This is a genomic window from Duganella sp. sic0402, from assembly GCF_019219065.1.
Taxonomy (GTDB): domain Bacteria; phylum Pseudomonadota; class Gammaproteobacteria; order Burkholderiales; family Burkholderiaceae_D; genus Rugamonas.
In genome coordinates, this window is record NZ_JAHUWK010000002.1 from 541,875 (window position 1) to 562,794 (window position 20,920).

General features: G+C 62.1%; 15 protein-coding genes and 1 riboswitch. Of the genes, 1 reads left to right on the forward strand and 14 read right to left on the reverse strand.

Going from position 1 to position 20,920, the window contains the following annotated elements:
• Position 1 precedes the first annotated feature (1 nt).
• The 8 genes from KW842_RS08025 to KW842_RS08060 all read right to left on the reverse strand — a co-directional run bounded on the left by KW842_RS08025 (position 2) and on the right by KW842_RS08060 (position 15,107).
• Complete coding sequence (locus KW842_RS08025; protein ID WP_218303555.1) at positions 2-568, reverse strand: MotA/TolQ/ExbB proton channel family protein; 567 nt, start codon at positions 566-568, stop codon at positions 2-4.
• A gap of 128 nt (positions 569-696) precedes the next feature.
• A riboswitch (cobalamin riboswitch) is annotated at positions 697-916 on the reverse strand.
• A gap of 3 nt (positions 917-919) precedes the next feature.
• Entirely contained in the window at positions 920-1,306 is a 387-nt protein-coding gene (gene cueR, locus KW842_RS08030) for a Cu(I)-responsive transcriptional regulator (RefSeq protein WP_218303556.1), read from the reverse strand.
• Entirely contained in the window at positions 1,303-3,516 is a 2,214-nt protein-coding gene (locus KW842_RS08035; protein WP_229223559.1) for a cation-translocating P-type ATPase, read from the reverse strand. Before KW842_RS08035 ends, cueR begins: the two co-directional genes overlap by 4 nt.
• Before the next feature lie 68 nt (positions 3,517-3,584).
• Complete coding sequence (locus KW842_RS08040) at positions 3,585-4,418, reverse strand: FecR domain-containing protein (protein WP_218303557.1); 834 nt, start codon at positions 4,416-4,418, stop codon at positions 3,585-3,587.
• Positions 4,387-9,441 carry a filamentous hemagglutinin N-terminal domain-containing protein gene (locus KW842_RS08045; protein ID WP_218303558.1) on the reverse strand — a complete coding sequence of 1,685 codons (5,055 nt, stop codon included), beginning with the start codon at positions 9,439-9,441 and terminating at the stop codon, positions 4,387-4,389. Before KW842_RS08045 ends, KW842_RS08040 begins: the two co-directional genes overlap by 32 nt.
• Positions 9,442-9,457: 16 nt before the next feature.
• On the reverse strand, positions 9,458-11,029 hold the full coding sequence (locus tag KW842_RS08050; RefSeq protein WP_218303559.1) for a ShlB/FhaC/HecB family hemolysin secretion/activation protein: 1,572 nt from the start codon (positions 11,027-11,029) through the stop codon (positions 9,458-9,460).
• A 178-nt stretch (positions 11,030-11,207) separates the two neighbouring features.
• The gene (locus KW842_RS08055) at positions 11,208-13,478 is read right to left on the reverse strand and encodes an adenylate/guanylate cyclase domain-containing protein (protein WP_218303560.1); all 2,271 of its coding nucleotides are present in this window, start codon (positions 13,476-13,478) and stop codon (positions 11,208-11,210) included.
• 9 nt (positions 13,479-13,487) lie between these two features.
• On the reverse strand, positions 13,488-15,107 hold the full coding sequence (locus tag KW842_RS08060; RefSeq protein WP_218303561.1) for an HD family phosphohydrolase: 1,620 nt from the start codon (positions 15,105-15,107) through the stop codon (positions 13,488-13,490).
• Positions 15,108-15,332: 225 nt separating this feature from the next.
• Between KW842_RS08060 and KW842_RS08065 the strand changes: the two genes are divergently transcribed.
• Positions 15,333-16,229: an MBL fold metallo-hydrolase gene (locus tag KW842_RS08065; protein WP_218303562.1), complete on the forward strand. Its 897-nt coding sequence runs from the start codon at positions 15,333-15,335 to the stop codon at positions 16,227-16,229.
• Here the strand turns inward: KW842_RS08065 and KW842_RS08070 are convergent.
• From KW842_RS08070 to KW842_RS08095, 6 genes are all read right to left on the reverse strand, one after another.
• A complete protein-coding gene (locus KW842_RS08070; RefSeq protein ID WP_218303563.1) occupies positions 16,226-16,780 on the reverse strand; it encodes a hypothetical protein in 555 nt (184 codons plus the stop codon). The two genes, KW842_RS08065 and KW842_RS08070, sit on opposite strands and share 4 nt — an antisense overlap.
• Before the next feature lie 70 nt (positions 16,781-16,850).
• A complete protein-coding gene (locus tag KW842_RS08075; RefSeq protein ID WP_218303564.1) occupies positions 16,851-17,312 on the reverse strand; it encodes a GNAT family N-acetyltransferase in 462 nt (153 codons plus the stop codon).
• Positions 17,313-17,319: 7 nt separating this feature from the next.
• The gene (locus tag KW842_RS08080; protein WP_218303565.1) at positions 17,320-17,703 is read right to left on the reverse strand and encodes a hypothetical protein; all 384 of its coding nucleotides are present in this window, start codon (positions 17,701-17,703) and stop codon (positions 17,320-17,322) included.
• 51 nt (positions 17,704-17,754) lie between these two features.
• Entirely contained in the window at positions 17,755-18,768 is a 1,014-nt protein-coding gene (locus tag KW842_RS08085; RefSeq protein WP_218303566.1) for an inorganic phosphate transporter, read from the reverse strand.
• 20 nt (positions 18,769-18,788) lie between these two features.
• The gene (locus KW842_RS08090; RefSeq protein WP_218303567.1) at positions 18,789-19,415 is read right to left on the reverse strand and encodes a DUF47 domain-containing protein; all 627 of its coding nucleotides are present in this window, start codon (positions 19,413-19,415) and stop codon (positions 18,789-18,791) included.
• A gap of 63 nt (positions 19,416-19,478) precedes the next feature.
• The gene (locus tag KW842_RS08095; protein WP_218303568.1) at positions 19,479-20,864 is read right to left on the reverse strand and encodes a replicative DNA helicase; all 1,386 of its coding nucleotides are present in this window, start codon (positions 20,862-20,864) and stop codon (positions 19,479-19,481) included.
• Positions 20,865-20,920: the final 56 nt, after the last annotated feature.

Genomic DNA, 20,920 nt, shown 5'->3' on the forward strand with positions numbered 1-20,920 from the left:
TTCAGCCCTCCGACGCCAGCAGCGACTCGGCGGCAAAAGCGATTTCGGTCAGGTCGCTGCGCAGCCAGTGTTCGCGCACCAGCGTCAGCACGTAGGCTGCCACGCTGCATGCCAGGCCGACCACGGTGGCCGTGAAAGCGGTGGTCATCGATTCCGCCATCTTCGGCAGATTGCCTTGCGCCAGACCGGCCAGCGAAATCCCCATCGGGATCAGGGTGCCCATCAGGCCCAGCGCCGGACCGACGCGCACCACGAAGCGCACACCGTCCAACCGGCGTACGCCAGCGGCGTCGGCACGCTGAACCACGCGCTCCAGGCGGGCGTCCAGCGCCGGTTGTCCTTCCTGGCGCGTCAGCGCGGCGGACATCTCCTGCCTGGCGGTGGCGACCAGCACACGCACGCCGCGGCGGCGCTCGAACCATTCGGCAAAGAAGGTGCCGAAGCACACCAGCATGTGCAGCACCAGCGCGGCAATGCCCAGCAAGACGGGGAGATACAGCACATTGGAGATGGAATACAGCAGCGTTTCGATCGAACGAATGGCCGCGTCAGTGGGCAGATTGAACATGACGTTGTCCTGAATAGGCAACGCGCAACGGCGCACAGCCGCGTCGCGCTGAATAAATACGAATAAAATGGTTTGACTACAGATGCAAGCCGCTCACCTCCCCGTGAGCGAATTGAACAGAAACGCTGGTGCGTCTCCACCTGTTTGGCCGGTATCCGGGCTGGCAAGCGTACCCACCTGACCTTCCCATGCACGAGGCACAGTGGCATAGCGAAGTGGATAGTCGTCGCGAGACGACGCTTGTTTACCGTTGCGGGGGCAGCACAGCTTGGCCTGTTCAGGCTTCCTGTTTCCCGTTTAACTGCGCCTCCGGACAGAGGCGCGGGCACCAAAACGTGTCGGGATTATACGTTAGTCGGCAAGGCTTTGGAGAATTGGACAATCCGGCCGATGATCGCCGTGGCAGCAACTGGCCAGCGTTTGCAGCGTGTCGCGCATTTCGGTGAGTTCGGCGATGCGCTGATTGAGCTCCGCCACATGGTGCATGGCGATGGTCTTGACGTCGCCGCTGGCGCGCTCCTTGTTCTGCCACAGCGACAGCAGGTTGCGGATCTGATCCAGCGAGAAGCCCAGCAGGCGCGCGCGCTTGACGAAGCGCAGCGTATGCAGGTCGTTGTCGCCATAGATGCGGTAGCCCGCATCGGTGCGCCGCCCGGCCGGGATCAGCGCGATGCTTTCGTAATAGCGGATCATCTTGGCCGAGACGCCGGACGCCTTGGCCGCATCGCCGATATTCATTTCTCCTCCGGTTTCCAGCGCCGCAGCAGCAGCGCGTTGCTGATCACACTGACGGAACTGAGCGCCATCGCGCCACCCGCCACCATCGGGTTGAGCAGGCCGAAGGCCGCCAGCGGGATGCCGATCAGGTTATAGATGAAGGCCCAGAACAGGTTCTGGCGGATCTTGCTGTAACTGCGGCGCGAGATCGAAATCGCCGCCGCCACCAAGGCAGGGTCGCCGCGCATCAGCGTGACGCCGGCTGCGTGCATGGCGACATCGGTGCCGCTGGACATGGCAATCCCGACATCCGCCGCCGCCAGCGCCGGCGCATCGTTAATACCGTCGCCGACCATGGCGATGGTCGCGCCCTCGCCCTTCAGCGCGGCAATGGTGCTGGCTTTATCGGCTGGCAGCATATTGGCGATAACGCGCGACACGCCCAGCTGCTTGCCGACGGCGTCAGCGCTGCCCTGGTTATCACCAGTCAGCAGGATGGTCTGGATGTGCAGCGCGTGCAGCGCGGCGATGGCAGCCTGCGCTTGCGGCTTGATGCGGTCGCCGAACGCCAGCAGGCCAAGCAGACGATGCGCATCGGCGTCGGCCAGCCATGAGATGGTGTGACCGGCGCGCTCCAGCTCTTCGGCGCGGGCCGACAACGATTGCAATGAAACACCCTGCTCCTGCATTAAGCGTGTGCTGCCCAGCAGCAGGCGGACACCATCCACGCGCGCGCTGACGCCGCGGCCGGGCAAGGCGCTGATGTCGCTGGCGGACAGCGGCGCAATCGCCCTCGTTTCGGCAGTCTGCTGCACGGCGCGCGCCAAGGCGTGTTCGCTGCCGCGCTGTACTGCGGCAGCCAATGCCAGCAACCGTGTTTCGTCGACCTCTGGCGCCGGCGCCAGCAGCGCCAGCGATGGCTGGCCTTCGGTCAGCGTACCGGTTTTATCGAACGCCACGGTGGTAATGCGGTGCGCCAGCTCCAGCGCCTCCGCGTCCTTAATCAGGATGCCGTAGCGCGCGGCGACGCCGGTACCGGCCATGATAGCGGCCGGTGTCGCCAGTCCCAGCGCGCAAGGACAGGCAATCACCAGCACCGCAACGGCGTTGATGATGGCCTGTTCCGCATTGCCGCCAACCAGCCACCAGCCGCCGAAGGTCAGCAGCGCCAGCACCAGCACCACCGGCACGAAGATCGCGCTGACGCGGTCCACCAGATGCTGCACCGGCGCCTTGGCCGCTTGCGCGTCTTCCACCAGGCGGATGATGCGCGACAGCGTGCTCTCCGCGCCGATCGCCGTCACCCGCACCAGCAGCAGACCTTCGCCGTTGATGGCGCCGCCGGTGACGCGTTCGCCCGTGTGACGCGCGACAGGCAGGCTTTCGCCGGTGATGAGCGCTTCATCGACATGGCTGGCGCCTTCGGTGATAAGGCCATCGGCAGCAATCCGCTCGCCGGGCCGCACCACGATGATGTCGTTGGCGCGCACTTCGCCGATGGCGAGATCCACGTCCTGATCGCCGCGACGCACGCGCGCAGATTCAGGACGCAGCGTTTGCAGTGCGCGGATGGCGGCGGCAGTCTGGCGCTTGGCGCGCGCTTCCAGCCACTTGCCCAGCAAGACAAGGGTGATGACCACCGACGACGCTTCAAAATACAAGTGCGGCATGGCGCCACCTGCCAGCAGCAGATACACGCTCAGGCCATAGGCTGCGCTGGTGCCCAGCGCGACCAGCAGGTCCATATTGCCGCTGCGCGCGCGTGCGGCCAGCCAGCCAGCCCGGTAGAAGCGCGCGCCTAGCCAGAACTGCACCGGCGTGGCGAGCAGCCATTGCAGCCGGCCGTCCAGCATCCAGTGGATGCCGGCCAGTTCAAGCAGCATGGGCAGCATCAGCGGCAGGGAGAATAAAGCAGCCAGCAACACGGCCAGGCCACCGGTGGGACGCAACGCCGGGATGCCTTCGGCGGGTGCGATGGCGGCACCTTTATTGCCAGCGGCCGGAGCGGCGCCCGGTTCAGGCGGCGGCAACGAGGCCTGATAGCCGGCCTTGTCGATTGCCTGCGCCAGTACGGCAAAGTCTAGCGGCTGGGCCGACTCCACCCGCGCCATCTCGGTTGCCAAATTGACACTTACCTTATCGACCCCCGGCACCGCTGCCAATACCCGCTCCACCCTGCCAACGCAGGAGGCGCAGCTCATGCCGTCAATTTTGATCGCTTGCTGATTCATGGGACACCCGATGCTGTTTTTACATAGTTACAGCATCAAGTATCCCACGATTGGAAGGTCAAGGTTTTTTAGCGGACTTCGCAATCGACGGCGTTCGATTTTGACGGCGAGCTCGAACCAGAAGAGGTTGTGGATGCGTTAAACGCTGGCGGCGGCGCGAACTGCAGGCCGGGATTTTTAGGCACCACCACCGGCGCCTTGTTCGACGCCGCCGTATAACCGAACTGGCCTGCGGCGAAGTTCTGCACGCCACCGCTATTGCTCAAGACAATCAAGCCGTCAATGGTCTGCGTGTAGAGCCCAGGCGGCAGCGTGCCAGCGCCCCCCGGCAACGGCACCTGGTTCTGCGCCAGCAGCGGCTGAATCGGCATCGCAGCGCCCAGATCGGCGGTGCTGGCCAGCAGATAGGCTTCGCGCGCGGCAAGCGCCGTGGCCGTTGGCTCGACCCATTCGGCAATAAAGGTGGTGCCGCGGATGCCAATGGTGGCGCTCGGCGTCTTCATTTCGAATTTTTCCTTGTTGCGCTTGCCCAGCAGGCCCGTCACCGACCGCAGGCCACCCTTGACCAGGTTGAACGAGGCCTTGTCGCCATCCGGCTTGTCGGCATCGTAGGCGAAGTTCTCAACCTTGAAAGTGGTCGACGGCTTCAGCGTGATTTCGCTGTTGTCGATGAATTTCACCATGGCGTAGGTATTCCTCTCGGTCATCAGCGTATCGCCACTCTCGACTTCCGAGCGCATCGACAGGATACGCATGGCGCCGTCGGCCTTCCGGGCCACCAACGGCCCGCTCAGTTGCACCACAGTGCCAGCCACCTGCGCGGCCCAGCTCGCGCCGGCCATCCAGAACATGGCCAGCAACAGCAGCGCCTTAATTGCAGTACATTTTTTTAGCTGATTCATTTTTCGTTCCAGATTTGTCATTCGATGCGAGTTCTTTCGAATCGGACTTGTCAGCCTTGCCGTCCTCAGGCGTGGAGGAGTTGGCCGCACTACCGGTGCCACCGCCGCCGGACGAAGACTCGCTATTCGGCGTCGCGGAATTGACGGTCTTGATCACCTCGCTCGATGCTTTTTGCACCGGCTTGACCGGCTCCGAGGCCGTTGGCGGCGACAGCACCTGGCACAACGCCGAATTTGGCGCGATCGTGCAGATGTCGGCCGATGGCGTTGGCGTTGGCGTTGGCGTTGGCGTCGGTGTTGGCGTCGGCGTTGGCGTTGGCGTTGGCGTTGGCGTTGGCGTCGGTGTTGGCGTTGGCGTTGGCGTTGGCGTTGGCGTTGGCGTTGGCGTCGGCGTTGGCGTTGGCGTTGGCGTTGGCGTTGGCGTTGGCGTTGGCGTCGGCGTCGGCGTCGGCGTTGGCGTTGGCGGCGGCACTATCGTCGGCGTCACCACGCCATTCACGTCCGTGACCGTACCTTGCGAGGTGTACGAAGTCGCCGTCGCAGTCACATGGCCATTAGTCGACGCAACCACACCACCACTGCCGATGGTAATCGTATTGCTCGGATCATAGCCAGTACCCGCCGCCAGCGTGATATCCCCGCTGACCGACGACACCGTACCGTTAATCACCAACGGGCTATGCGTCTGCAAGGTGATCGCGCCGGTGGAGGTCGTCACCGCGCCGGCGATCGTCATGCCGCCGGTATTATCAATCTTGATCAAGCCATTGTTGCCACCGCCGGCATCCACCTGCTTGACATCATGCACGATCAAGTTCGACAAACCGTTATTCGTATTCGCAATGTTAATCGCGGACGTGCTGTTGCTACCAGCCGTATTGGTCACCGTCAGCTCGGACACCTTGGTCACCAAAGGACTATCGACCGTGCCGACGCCTCCGGAGGTATTCAAGGTCAGCGCATGGGCAGTCAGCGTAGTAGCGTCGCTACGCACCACACCACCGCTCACGACGTCGAGCGTCACATCACCATTGCTGCTGACGCCATCGATATTGAACAGCGCATTTTCCGCCGCGACGCCACCCTGCAACTTGGCGATGGCCAGCGGGCCAGTATTCGAGAAGCTCAGGTTGCCAGATCCGGTCTGCGCCACCGCCAGCTTCTCGACACTGTTGCCTGCATTGTTCAATGTCACATTACCCGACGTGGCGATCGCTAGGTCCTCCACATTGATAATCGCACTCTGGGTGATATTGCCGGCGTTGCTAAGCAAGCCGATCCGCGTGGTGGTCGTGCTGCGGCTGGCCGGCGTCTGCCCGCCACCGCCAATAATGCTATCCACTGCAATATTGCCCACATTCAGCGTAGCGTCAGTCGAGCCGAATGCCAGCGTCGGTGCGACCAGGTGCCATAAGTTTTGCACCGCCAGACAGTTCGTCATACACCCGGAGCCCGCCGAGCCGATCAACATGGCGTAACCGCTGCTGTAAGGACGTACACTGATAGCGTCAGCAGTCAGGTTTGAACCCAGCGTCAGCGTGTTGGCGCCAATCTCGAAGATACCGGCAGAACCGACCGCATTGATTGCCACCGTATTGCCCGACAAGGTCACTTTCTGCGCACGGCCGTTGATCACGCCATCCACATTAAGGGTGGGCGCCTTGATATTGATGGCGCCCGTAGACAATTCGCTGAGCGAGAGTTGTGCCAGCGACAGCGTCTGCTTGTTCGTGAACGACAGCGAACCGACATTGGTAGCCACCAGTGAACCGACCTCATTATTTCCGAGCAGGCTAGCCAGGCCAGGCGTATTCAGCTCCAGCACCGGCGTACTCAGGATATAGGACAGGCCCTGGTTAATCTGGCCTGTACCGGACAACGCGACCTTGGTGGCCCCGTTGATATTGTCGACGCTGTAGTCACCTGCGCCGTTGTAAGTGAAAGAACCATTAGCAGCGGTGCCACGGACCAGCGTCGCCTTGTTGGCGCCAACCAGCGCAACGTAGCCGCCAGCGGTGGCGATCAACTGTCCGGCGGTAACCGCGCCTTCGCCAGTAATATTGCTGCCATTCAGGCTGACGTTGCGTGTCTTGGCATCCACCACACCACTCACCGTCACATTGCCATTCGCTGCGACATTGATGGAGCCTGTATCGCCTCCCGACAGCGAGATGTTATTCAGCCTGATGGCGGAAGTGTTATTCACACTCAATGACGCCACGTTAGCCGCCGCCAGTGCGTCGATATGATTGGTAATACCGGCCAGATTCACCTCACCAGGCGTGGCGACAGTCAACAACTCCGTGCTCACTGTCGAATAGCTATCCTGGGTAATATTCCCGCCGGCGGTCAGCGAAATACTGTGTGCACCTTCGCTTGCGCTGCTGAGATTGCCGCTGATATTCAAGGCACCCGCCGCCTTGAATGCGAAACTGCCATCCGTCGCGTGGCCGCTAATGTTACTGACCTCATTACTGCCGGTCAGCGAAACCGAACCGGCATTAATCGCCAGGTTGCTGGCGGTGATCTCGCCCCCCCCGCTGACGGCGCCACTGATACCATCCAGGTTCAGTTGCCCACCGGGGTTTATCTTCAGCGCAGCCGACAGCGTCACGCCATTTCCGCGCAGATTAAGCTGACTGGTCGCCACCGGGCCACCACTCAGGTTGAGCGCGCCGGCCACCGTCAGCTCGCCATTGTTTTCCTGACTTTTGCCGATGTTGAGGACGCTCGAATGCAGCGTGTTCAGTTCCACGTTGCTCAGGCTGAGCTTGCCGCTAGCCTCGCTGCCAAGGTTGATGGCGGTGCTGGCACCGTAGGTATCCACCGAGATCTCGCTGGCGGCGAAACTGCTGCCGGTAGCCAGTTCCATCTTGTCACCGACCAGCGCGATGCTGCCGGACTGGCTGTTACTGGACAGGCCGCCGCCGCTGGTGCTGCTCAGCGTGCCCGCGCCGTCGACGCTGACACGGTAGTTGCGTGCGCCACTAATCGCATTACCCAGCGTGATGTTGTTGCCGCTTTCCAGCAGCAGCGTGCCGACACCAGTCAGCGCAAGATTCCCGCCGGTGCTGATATTGCCGGCCGCACTGTGGCCGATGATCAGGTTGCCGGCGGAAACCGAGCCCAGGCCAGCCGCACTCAAGCCCAGCTTGCCAGTGGCTGTGCCGCCCAGCACAATTTCGCGATTGGCGGTATAGCTGCTAAACGATACCGCGTCGTAGCCGTCGCTGGCGCCGCCGCCGATGCTGCCCGCAGCGCCATTCAGGTTGATGTTATCCGCGACGAAGGACAGCAGCGCTTCACTGCCGCTGCTGGTCTTCACATTGCTGCCGGCGCCCATGGTGATATAGCCATCGGCGACATTCGCGCGCGCGTCGAGGTTGCCGCCGGCCAGATTCACGCCCCCATTGACGGTGATGTAGGCGCCCTTCAGCGTCAGGTTGCTGCCATAGGTGCGAATGAGATCCTCGCCGCCATAGCTGGCCAGCGTGATGCCGCCCATACCGCTGGCGCTGCCGCTGGCGGCGTCGTTGGCGCTTAACGTGATTCCGCCATGCATGTAAATTGGCGCGTTGACCTTGATGTCATTGCCTGCTTGTACCGTCAGTGTAGCGTTGGTGTCGCTGAGAATAGCGCTGCTGAAGGTGACATCGTGCCTGGCCTGCAACACCACATTGGTCGTGGATTCCGAAATCAGGTCGGCGCCGAGCGAGGTGACGTCAGAAGGCAGGCCACCGAGGAAGCTCAGCACATCCAACAAGACGCCACCACGCCCGGACACGATATCAATGTCGTATGGATCAAGCAGCCAACTGCCGGTCTTGCCCTTGGCGGCGCTGGTGTTCACGCGCGCACCGGCCAGCTCCAGGTAATTAGCCGAAGTTTCCACCAGGCCGCCATCGCCGCCGGTGGCACCGCCGCGTGCTGACAGCATGCCATGCATGCGGGTCGCCTCCTGGCCCCACACCACCACCGTGCCGCCGTTGCCGCGCTGAACCGCATCGGCGCTGATGACCACATCCTTGCCGATGTAGGTAGCGTCGGCGTTGATGACCGCCGGATTCTTGCCCTGATAATCGCCGCCGACCAGCACCTTGCCACCGCCGCTGTCGCCACTGGCGTCAATCACGGCATTGCCAGTGACACCCACTTTCGCGCCCAGCAGCATGATGTCGCCGCCGGTGTTGAGATTGCTGCCGGTGGCGGTGGTCGTGCTGCCCGCCTCCACCAGCGTGGTGTCGCTGGCCTTGAGCACGATCTTGCCGTTCTCGCCGCGCACCGCGCTATTGGCATTGATCACGCCGCGCTGGCTGACCAGCGCGCCATACACGCCGACCCGCCCGCCCTGCGCCACAATGCTGCCCAGGTTCAGCGCCTGGTCGGACGGCGCCGACACCACCACCTGCACATTCGGGTCCTTGGAGTCGAACAGCTGCACGCTGTGCCCCGCCGCCAGCAGCACCTCGCCATTGGGCGCCGAGATCACACCGCTATTCTCGACCGCTGGCGCCACCAGGAAAATCTGGCCGCCGGCCGGCGTAGTGATCGTGCCCTGATTGCTGACCTTGCCCGCGCTGCTGTCGCCGCTGAAGTTGTTTTTCCCCGCCAGGAAATCGGCGTTGGAAATATTCAGGCTGGACGCCACCAGGCCGGCCACATCGACGCGCGCGCCGGCGCCGAAGATCACGCCGTTCGGGTTAATCAGGAACACCTTGCCGTTCGATTGCAGCGAGCCGAGGATCTGGCTCGGGTCCTGGCCGGTGATCCGGTTCAGCACCTTGCTGTCGCTGCTTTGCTGAATGAAGCGGGTAATCTCGCCCGGCGCGATGGAGAAACTGCGCCAGTCGATGATGGTGTTGGGCGTATTGGTGATCGAATACAGGCTGCCCTGCTGATTGAAGGTGGCCATGCCGTGCACCACGGTGGGCGCGACCGGATTGGCTTGCGCGGTAGTGAAGGCGGCGGCCACCACCACGGCCAGCACCTTGCGGCGCAGATTAAACGAGGTTTGCGGTTTCATCAGAGTTCTTCTTCAATCAATAGGCCAGGCCCAGGCGGACATGCAGGCGGTTGGCGTCGGCGCGGGTGGTGGCGCCGGCCTTGGTCACATGGCCATAGTCCAGTTGCAGGTTGACATAGGTTGACAGCACAAAGCGCGCGCCAACACCGGCGCTGGCGATGGTGGTGCTGCCCAACTCTCCCGGCAGCGCCTTGTTGCGGCTGACGTGGGCAGTGTCGTAGAAGCCCAGCAGGCGGCAGTTCCAGCCGGCGCGCAAGCACAGGTTGGGCGTGTACGCTTCCAGGTTGACGCTCAGGCCGGAATCGTTGGCGATTTCCCGCTCGATGAAGCCACGCACCGACGTCGCGCCGCCGGCGCCGAACTGCTCGCCGGGGATCAGCGCATCGCGGGTGTACTGGCCGTTGGCGATGGCGCGCAACAGCCATTCGCCTGCCAGCGCGCGGGTGATGCTGCCGCCCACGCGCAGGATGGTGTAATCGGTTTTTGCATTGATGCGCGCCAGCGTGAACGCCTGCTGGTCGCCGTTCGAGCCGCCTGCAATATTGCGCAGCAGCGTCAGCTGCACGCCCGCGTCGCCCTTGGTGATCGGCGTGCTGGCCTGGTAGCTGATGCTGAGCGGATGCACGGTGACATCATTGCCAAGCTCCGTACCCTCCAGCTGCACGCTGTTCTTGAACGCTTTCACGTCCAGTCCATAAATCAGCCTGGACTCCAGCTCGCCGCGCTTGGCCAACACCTGGTTGTAGCGGGCGCCGTACACAGCGCCCTTGCCGCTGACCGCGAGGTTGAACAGGCCGGCGTTGATGGTGCCGGAATCCACGTTGGAATAGCTGGCGTAGAAGTCCAGCGAGTCGCCCGACTCATACAGCGGAATATGGTAGCCGGCGCCATACACCTTGACGCGGCCAGGTTCTTCGGCCGAGGTGGTGTATTGCAGCGTGGCGATATGGTCGCGGTTGAACAGGTTGGCGTTTTGCAGGATCACGCCGAGGTGGGTCTTGCCGGTGGCCTCGGTGCCGGTGTTGTCGGCATTGCCCATGATCTTCCATGGCGACTCGTCCTTGACCTCCAGCTCGGCGTCAACCTCGTCATTCTTTTCACCTGGCTTCAACTTCATCGTGATTTGCCGGGATGGATTCTCGTTGCCCTGCTTCAGATTGGCCGACACCGCCGTCAGCTTGGGCGAGCGGCCGGGCTGTAGCGCCGGCAGGCTGCGGCGGATATTCGCTTCATCAAAATACTGATTACCTTTGACGCTGACCCGGCCAATCCTGGCCTCCACCACGCGCAGCGTCACCACGCCACCGTTCAGTTCCTGCTCGGGCAGCTCAATCATGACCATATTGTAGCCCTGGTCGCGGTAGGCTTTTTCCAGCGCCTCCAGCGCCCGCTGCACATCGCCGAAGTCGCGCTGCTTGCCCGCATGCGGCGCCAGGACAGCCTCCACCTGCGCCTGTGGCAGCAGCGTGTTTCCCTGCGCCTCAAAGCGCGCGATATCAAAACGGACGATATCGTCCGCGCCCCACGCCGACGCCACCGCGACGGCCAGCACGGAGGCGGCGCATAGCTGCCTCAAGGTAGATTTCATTTGTTGACTCATGGTTTGCATATGGCGAAGTGTTCGCCGAGGTGAATGCGTTTATTACTTCGCAATAATATTGGGCGATGCTAGCATGTCATTAGCGGCCTGCGTTAGCTTCTGCGGAAGTGTTGGTTTTCTGTCTGGCATTAGTTGCAAGACAGTTTATTTCACAGCATGAACGAGGTTATTTTGTTTCAAAAGTAGTAACGCCATCCCAGTTTTCACCTGGAGGATGCTGGCGATAGTAGGCAATCCGCTCCACATACAGCGGATACAGGCCGCGCTGCGGCGAATCCGCTTGCAGTTCCGCCAGCAGGTTTTCCGCCTCATCCCAGCGCTGCGCGCGCACCGCTGCCAGCGTGGCATGCCAGCGCTCCAGCTCCTGCCTGGTAGCGTCGTCGATCTCCCGCTCCAGCGCGATCGGCTCAAAAATCGCCACCGGCTCGTTCTTGCCCTTGACCCGCACCAGATCCAGCTCGCGGTAGGCGAATTCCGGCGCGGCCGCGCGGGTGGCCTCGCCGACCGCGATGCCCACGCCATACACTTTGGTGATGCCCTCCAGCCGCGAACCCAGATTGACCGCGTCGCCCATCACCGTGTACGCGCGGCGAATATTCGAGCCCATGTCGCCGACGTGCATCAGGCCCGAGTTCAGGCCGATACCGATTTTCAGCTCAGGCCAGCCGCGCGCGATAAAGTCCTGGTTCAGCCGTGCGGCGCTCTGCTGCATCAGCAGCGAGGTGGCGACGCCCCGGCGGGCGTGGTCGCTGAAATGCACCGGCGCGCCCCAGAACGCCATCACCGCGTCGCCAATATATTTATCCAGCGTGCCCTGGTGGGCGCTGCGGATGTCTTCCGACATCGCTGTCAGGTAGAGATTGATGTACTCGCGCAGCTGCTTCGGCGTCAGCCCTTCCGAGATGGTGGTGAAGCCGCGCACGTCGACAAACATCACCGTCAGCTCGCGGCTCTCGCCGTCCATATTGTAGCGTTCGGGATTCTCGGCCATCTGCGCCACCAGCTCCGGCGCCACGTACTCGCCGAAGCGCGACACCAGTCCACGGTTGCGGCGCACCTCGAAGAAATAGCCCCAGGCGACATTGAACACGAACACGGCGGCAATCAGCACCAGTGTCATCGCCATCTTCAGCACCAAGTCCAGCTCGGCGTAGGCCCAGTAGTTGAGGCCGAACACGGCGCCGGCCAGCGCCACCGCCAGCAACATCGACGGCAGCGGCGACAGCACCGCCAGCGCGATCGCCAGCAAGCCGCCGGCCAGCGCCACCTGGATGCCTTCCACGCCGTCGGCATAATCCGGGCGCACCTTGAAGCGCTCGTCGAGAATCGACTTGATCATATTGGCGTGGACTTCCACACCGGGATATTCATTGTTAACCGGCGTAGGCCGCAGGTCCAGCAAGCCTGGTGCGGTGGTGCCGACCAGGATGATGTGATCCGCCAGCACCTGTTTCGGCACGCGGCCGGCCAGCACATCGGCCGCCGAAACATAGGGGAAAGCGCCGCCCTTGGGACCGCCGGGGCCACGGTACTCGATCAGCGCGCTCAGGTTCTCGCCTACCGGTATGCGCAGCGGCACTTTCTCCTGGCCGACGAACATCAGCAATTCATCCAGCCCGCCGTTGGCGCGCTCGCTGGCCGACATCTGGTCCACGGTCTTGCTGAACGACGGCGTGATGGCGCGCGCCTGCAAGGCCACCGCCGCCGTCGCCAGCGACAAGGTCGGGTAGAAGCCATCGCCGATGCGCATCAGCAGCGCCGAGTGGCGCAGGATGCCGTCCGGGTCCGGTGTGGCGGTGAAGATGCCGCCGGTGGCTGCCGCCGCTTGCAGCCGCTCCAGGTTGGCCAGGTAGCCGCGCGAGGTGATCGCCGGCACGCTGCGGCCGTTCAGCGTTTCGCTGGTGAAAAAGGGATTCGGCAGTTGGCCCTTGCGCTGGTCGTCAGCGATGTTATAGCCCAGCACCACCGGCTGGCCGTCCAGCGCCGTGGCCAGCAGGCCGTCGTAGTCCATGGCGTCCTTCAACATATCGACGCGGGCGCGGAAGCCGCTGACATCCTTCATCTCATGCCGCGCCAGGCCGTCCAGCACCTCGTAGCCGGAAGTGTTGTCGGCTTCGGGGAAGACAATGTCGAAGCCGGCCGCAGCCACGCCGTAATGCCCGGTCAGCTGCGTGACCAGCTGGGCGACGACCTTGCGGTTCCACGGGAAATGGCCGACTTCGGCGATGCTTTTTTCATCGATGTCGACGATGACGATCTTCGGTTCCAGCTGCGGCTGCACCAGCCGCATGCGCAGGTCGGCAAAGAAGGTATCCATGCGCTCGATCGAATCGATGCGCAACTGCCCTGCCACCTGCAGCACGGCCACAGCAGTCAGCAGCAGGCCGCACGCCCAGCGCAGGCCGTACTTCCTGAGTATCCGGGACCAGGTGCGCACGCGCCGGCCTTATGGCTTGTAGCCAGGGATCAGGGACTCGTCGATCGCATCGATCTGCTTCTCGTCCATGTTTTTGCGGGCGAACTCCAGGTAGATCTTGTTGCGGATGAAGATGTCGAACAGGTCCGGGTCGATATGGCCGTTGAGCGAGAAGTTGCCGAGGATGCGCAGCGATTCGGACAGCATCTTGCCCTTCTTGTAGGGACGGTCCTTGGCGGTCAGCGCCTCGAAAATGTCGGCAATCGCCATCATCCGCGCCTGCACCGACATCTGTTCCTTGGTCAGACCGCGCGGATAGCCTTTGCCGTCCATGCGCTCGTGGTGGCCGCCGGCATATTCCGGCACGTTCTTCAGGTGCTTAGGCCACGGCAAGGCCTCCAGCATCCTGATGGTCATCGAGATGTGGTTGTTAATCTGCTGGCGCTCCGATTCAGTCAGCGTACCGAAGCGGATGGTCAGATTGAGCAGCTCGTCGGCGTCAAAGAAGTCCTGCCCGGCGCCATCCGGCCCTATCCAGCGGTGTCGGCCTATCTGGCGCACGCGTTCCTGGCTCTCCGGCTGCATGCCCTCACCGCCAATATTCGCCACGCGGATAAAGTCGCGCTCCTCGCGCAGCGACGCTTGCTGCTGCGCCAGTTCGGCGTCAATCGCCGCGAAGTCGGCGCCGGGCGCCAGCTTGCGCTTCAGCGCGGCGATTTCCGCGTCGCGCAGCAGTACCTCGAAGCGGGTGTCGATCAGCGCGATCCGGTCGAAAATAGTTTCCAGCTTGGTGGCCTTGTCGACCACATGCACCGGCGTGGTGATCTTGCCACAGTCGTGCAGCAGGCCGGCCAGCCACAACTCCTTGCGGTCGCCGTCAGTCATGCGGAAATCGGCCAGCGGGCCGCTGTCGACGTTATGTACTGCCTCGGCCAGCATCATGGTCAGCTCAGGCACAAACTGGCAGTGGCGGCCGGTGTAGGGCGATTTCTCGTCGATGCCGATATTAATCAGGTTGACCAGCGATTCCAGCAGCTCTTCCAGTTGCGCAATCAGCCGCTGATGGGTCAAGGTCACCGCTGCCTGCGCCGCCAGCGCTTCAATAAAACGCTGGTCGGTACGGCTGAAGGCGCGGATTTCACCGGTGACAGGATCTTTGGCGTTAATCAGTTGCAACACGCCCACCAGTTCGCCCTCGTGATCGCTCATCGGCACCGTCAGGAAGGATTTTGAATGGTAGTTGCGCAGCTGATCGAACTTGACCATGCCGGAGAAATTGAACTCATGCGCCTGATACACATCCTCGATATTCACCGACAGGCCGAAATGCGCAGCATAGGCCGCCACCGCCGACAGATTCTTCTCGCCATCGGCGTTGTACAGCGGCACGCTGCCCGCCGTCACCGGCTCGCCGCTGGAGCCGCCCTGGTGGGCCTTGAGCGTGTCATTGATGAGTATATGGAAATTTAGCTGCCGCTGGTCATCGCTGGGGCGATACAGGGTGCCGCCATCCGCCTGCGTCATGCCCTTGGCGACCATCAGGATACGCTCCAGCAGCAGGTCGGTATCGTGACTACTGCCCAGCTGGACGCTCAGTTCGGTCAGCTGGTGCAGCCTTTCGGCGATTTGCGTTTGATTCAACTCTTGCATGGTTGTTTTCTAGATACCTTTTTAGACAAACCGCAGCGACGCCGCTCTACGCAGGCGGACGTAGTTTCATAAGTTTAGCTTTAGTGCAAGCTGTTGTACATCGGGAAATTGATGGGCCGTGGCTACACAGCGGCTTTTTTCCCTATAGCGGGAAAAAAAAGCTATCATCGGGCGCAGGCAATGCGGCAATACAACATAATAAAAAAGCACACCAGGGATTTGCGTATGAAATTCAAATTTTGGGGCGTCCGAGGGTCCATCCCCTCCCCCGGCCCGCGCACTGCGCGTTATGGCGGCAATACCACCTGTATCGAAGTACGCACTGACAACGACACCCTGATTATCATTGACGGCGGCACCGGGCTGTTTTCGCTGGCGCAGTCGCTGATCCAGAACAAAGCCCGGCCTATCCACGCGAATATTTTCATTACCCACAGCCACTGGGACCACATCCATGGCCTGCCCTTCTTCACGCCGCTGTTCATCCGCGACAGCCGCGTGCGACTGCACGGCGTCACCGATCCGGCCACCGGCAATGGCATCGAGCATGTGATGGGTGTGCAGCTGCAGAACAGCTATTTTCCGGTCAGCGAAACGCAGATGGATGCGACCATCGAATACCGCACGCTGGAAGTGGACCAGCCGATAGCGGTCGGCGACGCCACTGTCGGCAATGTGGTGATGAATCATCCGGTGACCGATCTGGGCTACCGGGTCGAATGCAACGGCCGCTCGCTGTTCTTCACCGGCGACCATGAGCCGCATTACAACATCCATCCAGTCGGTCATCCCGAGCACGCCAGCTACGCGCAATGGATGGCTGAGCGCAATGCCGCCATCGACGCAGCCGTACGCGGCGTCGATGCGCTGATTGTCGATTGTTCTTATACGCGTGAGGAATATCCGGCCAAGCAGGGCTGGGGCCATGGGACGTTTGACTCTGCTTTCGCGCTGGCGCTACGTACCGGCGCCAAGGCGCTGTACTGCACCCACCACGAGCCTACCCGCAGCGACGACGAACTGGAAGCGGTATTTGCCGAGGTGATGGCGCGCCATGCGCTGCTGCTGGGGGATTTGCAGGTGTTCCTGGCCTACGAAGGGCTGGAAGTCGAGCTGGCTTAAAGACGGCCCAGCGCGGCCATGCGCGGCAGGCAGAAGGACTTTTTCGGTATCACCGACATCAGCATGGTGCGCGCGGTTTGCATCAATTTGCGCGGCTTGCTGCGGCGGTCGGCCAAGGCGCGCAAGCGCACCAGCGCGGCTTTCAGGTTAAACGAGCGGCCAGCCAGCATGGCGTTGACCAGCTGCGTGGCCATCGCCAGCGCCGGCGCCACCGCGCCTTGCGCGCTATACGGCAACACCAGGCGGTAACGCCCTTGCATGCGCGGCACCACGCCGACAAAGCCGACCGTCACTTCATTCAGCGCCAGACGGCGCAATTCAATCGCGGTCTGCTGCACCAGTTCCACCAGCGGCGGCACGGCCTCGGCGTCAGCACGCTTGCCAACCAGGCCACGCAGGCGGCTCAGGCCAGGCAGCACGGCATACAAGCGCTCCTGCGCCTGGGCGACGGTGTCGGCTTCCAGTGGATCCAGCTCCAGAATGCTGAGCAAACAGGGTTGGGTGGAATAGCGGTTGCCGCTATCCAGATAACGTTGATCTATGATTTTCATGGCCAGTATTGTGCCAGCCGCCCGGCACGTCCGTAAGCGGAGTCAGGCGCGACGACTTGTAAGACCATACTTACAGCTGTTTCTCGAAACACACGGCCAGCGGATTGCCGATGTATTTGCCGTAATTGGCGATGCGCGCATAGCCGCGCGCCGCGTAGAAATCCACCGCGCGGCGGTTCACCAGCCGGGTTTCCAGCCACACTGCCTGATAGCCGAGCAGCGCCGCTTCGGCTTCCAGAAACCGCAGCACCGCGCTGCCGACGCCAGCGGTGCCGTGGCGCGCATACATGCGCTTGATTTCCGCCACGCCCGGTTCCAATGGCCGGAAGGCGCCGCAGCCCACGGCCACACCGAGGCTGTCGCGGGCGACCACGAAACACGCCATCGGCCCGCGCACATCTTCCACATCGAACGAGGCCCTGCCACTGTCGCCGGTGATCGCTTCCAGCGCGGTCGATAGTTCCTCCATCAGCTGCCGCGAGTCCGGCGCCGATGGGTCTTCCTGTTGAAGTTGAAGCTCTGCGGTGCTCATCCGGCCATTATAGTGCAGCGTCAACCAGTAGCTGTGGGCGCAATGCGCGCATGCGCAGTTCGCTGAAGTAGCCGCCCGCCTCGTTATAGCGCAGATAGTGGCGCCCGCATTTCACGCAGCGCACCACCTGGCTCAGATTGCAGGGAAAATAGCGTGGCGCGATCGGCGCGTCATCGCTATCGTAGCGCGTGCCGTTCGGATGGTATTCCGCCACCGATGGTATCGCATAGGGGTCCTCGACCAAGCTGCCCAGTTCGTCGAACTGATCCAGCTCCAGCGTGTACGGCAAAGGCTGCCACGCCCACAAGGCCGCGCCATGACAGGTGCAAGGCATGGTCACATCGGCGGATCGTAGCGCCATCTGCTGCAATTCTGCAAAACCGATAAACATTCTTCTGCCCGATAAAAAAAGGGAGCCGAGGCCCCCTTCCTTAGTTGTTGCTTACATGATGTGGTGGCCGACCCACCAGGCGATCGCGGCGACGAAGGCCGAGGCGGGAATCGTGAAGATCCAGGCCCAGACGATGTTGCCGGCCACCCCCCAGCGCACTGCCGACATCTTCTGCGCCGAGCCTACGCCGACGATGGCGCCGGTGATGGTGTGCGTGGTCGATACCGGCACGCCCAGCGCGGTCGCGGTGAACAGCGTGATCGCGCCACCGGTTTCTGCGCAGAAGCCGCCCACCGGTTTCAGCTTGGTGATCTTCTGGCCCATGGTCTTGACAATGCGCCAGCCGCCAAACAGCGTGCCGAAGGAAATCGCCGTGTAGCAGGAAACGATCACCCACAGCGGCGGCTCGGCTTCGCCGGCGCTCGAATAGCCGGCGGCGATCAGCAGCATCCAGATGATGCCGATGGTTTTTTGCGCGTCATTGCCGCCGTGGCCCAGGCTGTACGAAGCAGCCGAGAACAGCTGCAGGCGGCGGAACCATTTATCCACCCGGCGCGGCGTCGAACGGACGAAGACCCACGACACCAGCAGCATCATGATCGAGCCGAACACAAAGCCCAGCAGCGGCGACAGCACGATGAACAGCACGGTCTTGATCAGGCCGGCCGAGATCAGCGCGCCGGTGCCGCTCTTGGCGACGGCCGCGCCCACCAGGCCGCCGATCAGCGCGTGCGACGACGACGATGGAATGCCGTAGTACCAGGTGAAGACGTTCCAGACGATGGCGCCGACCAGCGCGCCAAAGATCACATACTGGTCCACCACCCCAGGGTCGATAGTGCCCTTGCCCACGGTGGCAGCCACCGTCAGCTGGTGGAATACAAAGATGGCGACAAAATTGAACACGGCCGCCATGGCGACGGCGGTTTGCGGCTTCAGCACGCCGGTCGACACCACGGTGGCGATCGCGTTGGCGGCGTCATGGAAGCCGTTCATGAAGTCAAATATCAGCGCCAGGGCGATCAGGCCTGCCAAGACATAGATACTGATTTGTAGGGTTTGCATGAGAGGTCAGTCTTCTGTAATCAGGCGTTTTCGACGATGATGCCTTCGATGATGTTGGCCACATCTTCGCAACGGTCGGTCACAGTTTCCAGGATTTCGTAGATGGCTTTCATCTTGATCAGGTTGCGCACATCCGGTTCGTCGCGGAACAGCTTGGACATGGCGGCGCGCATCACATGGTCGGCGTCCGATTCCAGGCGGTCGATCTCTTCGCAGATGGCGACGATCTGGCGCGAATTATCCATATTGTGCAGCAGTGCCACGGCTTCCCTGACCTTTTCGGCGCAGGCCAGCACCAGCTCGGCCAGGCGCTTGGCTTCCGGGGTCACCGAGTGCAGGTCGTACAGCGACACGGTCTGGGCCGCATCTTCCAGCAGGTCGAGGATGTCGTCCTGGCGGGTGATCAGCTTGTGGATGTCGTCGCGGTCGATCGGCGTGATGAAGGTTTTGTGCAGCAGGTCGACGGTCTGGTAGGTGATCTTGTCGGCTTGTTTCTCGATGCTTTCAATCGCGTGCACGCGATTTTCCAGGTCATCGAAATTCGACATCAGGCCCACCATCTCTTTAGCGCCTTTGACACACAGCTCAGCGTGCTGATTAAACAGGTCAAAGAATTTGCCCTCGGTGGGCATCAAACGTCCAAACATATTTTTCTCCGTTTTATTACTACTGCAGATCGCCAGACCAGTCGTGCCAGTCCGGCGTAAAGATTAGTCGCCCTGGTAAACGCCCAAACTACCAGAGTAATTGCCAAACTTGGTGTAGGCGCCGATCCAGGTCAGGCGCACTGCGCCAATTGGACCGTTACGCTGTTTACCGATGATGATTTCAGCGGTTCCCTTGTCCGGCGAGTCGGCGTTGTACACCTCGTCGCGATACAGGAAGATGATGACGTCGGCATCCTGCTCGATAGCGCCGGATTCGCGCAAGTCGGACATGACCGGACGTTTATTGGGGCGTTGTTCCAGCGAGCGGTTCAGCTGCGACAGCGCGATCACCGGGCAGCCCAGCTCTTTGGCCAGGCCTTTCAGCGAACGCGAAATTTCCGAAATCTCGGAAGCGCGGTTGTCACCGGCTTTGGAACCCTGCATCAGCTGCAGGTAGTCGACGATGATCAGGCCGAGCTTGCCGCACTGGCGCGCCAGGCGGCGTGCGCGGGCGCGCATCTCGATCGGATTCAGCGCCGGGGTTTCATCGATGAAGACCTGGGCGTCGTTCATCTTCTGGATGGCGTGCGTCAGGCGCGGCCAATCCTCGTCATTCAGGCGGCCGGTACGCAGGCGGTGCTGGTCGAGCTGGCCAACCGAACCCAGCATACGCATCGCCAGCTGTGCGCCGCCCATCTCCATCGAGAAGATCGCCACCGGCAAACCAGCCTCGATGGCGACGTTTTCGCCGATGTTGACCGAAAAAGCGGTTTTACCCATCGACGGACGGCCGGCCACGATGACCAGGTCGCCGCCCTGCAGCCCCGAAGTCATGCGGTCAAGGTCGATAAAGCCGGTCGGCACGCCGGTGATTTCCGACTGGTTTTCGCGCGAATACAGCTCGTCGATGCGCTCCACCACCTGGGTCAGCAGCGGTTGCACCGCCAGCCAGCCAGCGGCGCCGCGCGCGCCCTGCTCGGCAATCGCGAAGATGCGCGACTCGGCCTCGTCGAGGATTTCCTTGGTTTCCTTGCCCTGCGGGCTGAATGCCTGGCCGGAAATGTCGTCGGCCACGGTGATCAGCTGGCGCAGCACCGAGCGGTCGCGCACGATCTCGGCGTAGCGGCGGATATTCGCGGCGGACGGCGTGTTCTGCGCCATCGCGTTCAGGTAGGTCAGCCCGCCCACGTCGTCGGCCTTGCCCAGCTGGGTCAGGTTCTCGAACACGGTGATCACGTCGGCCGGCTTGGAGGCATTGATCATCTTGACGATTTGCTCGAAGATGATGCGGTGATCGTAGCGGTAGAAGTCATCCGGCTGCATCATGTCCGCAATACGGTCGAACGCGGCGTTATCGCGCAGCAGGCCGCCGATGACGGACTGTTCTGCTTCGATGGAATGCGGCGGGACGCGAAGCGACTCGACTTGCGGATCGGAGGGGGCGTTCATGGCGACGAATTATACCTGCTTGTGCAGTATTACAAAATTATGACGAGAAAAAAGCC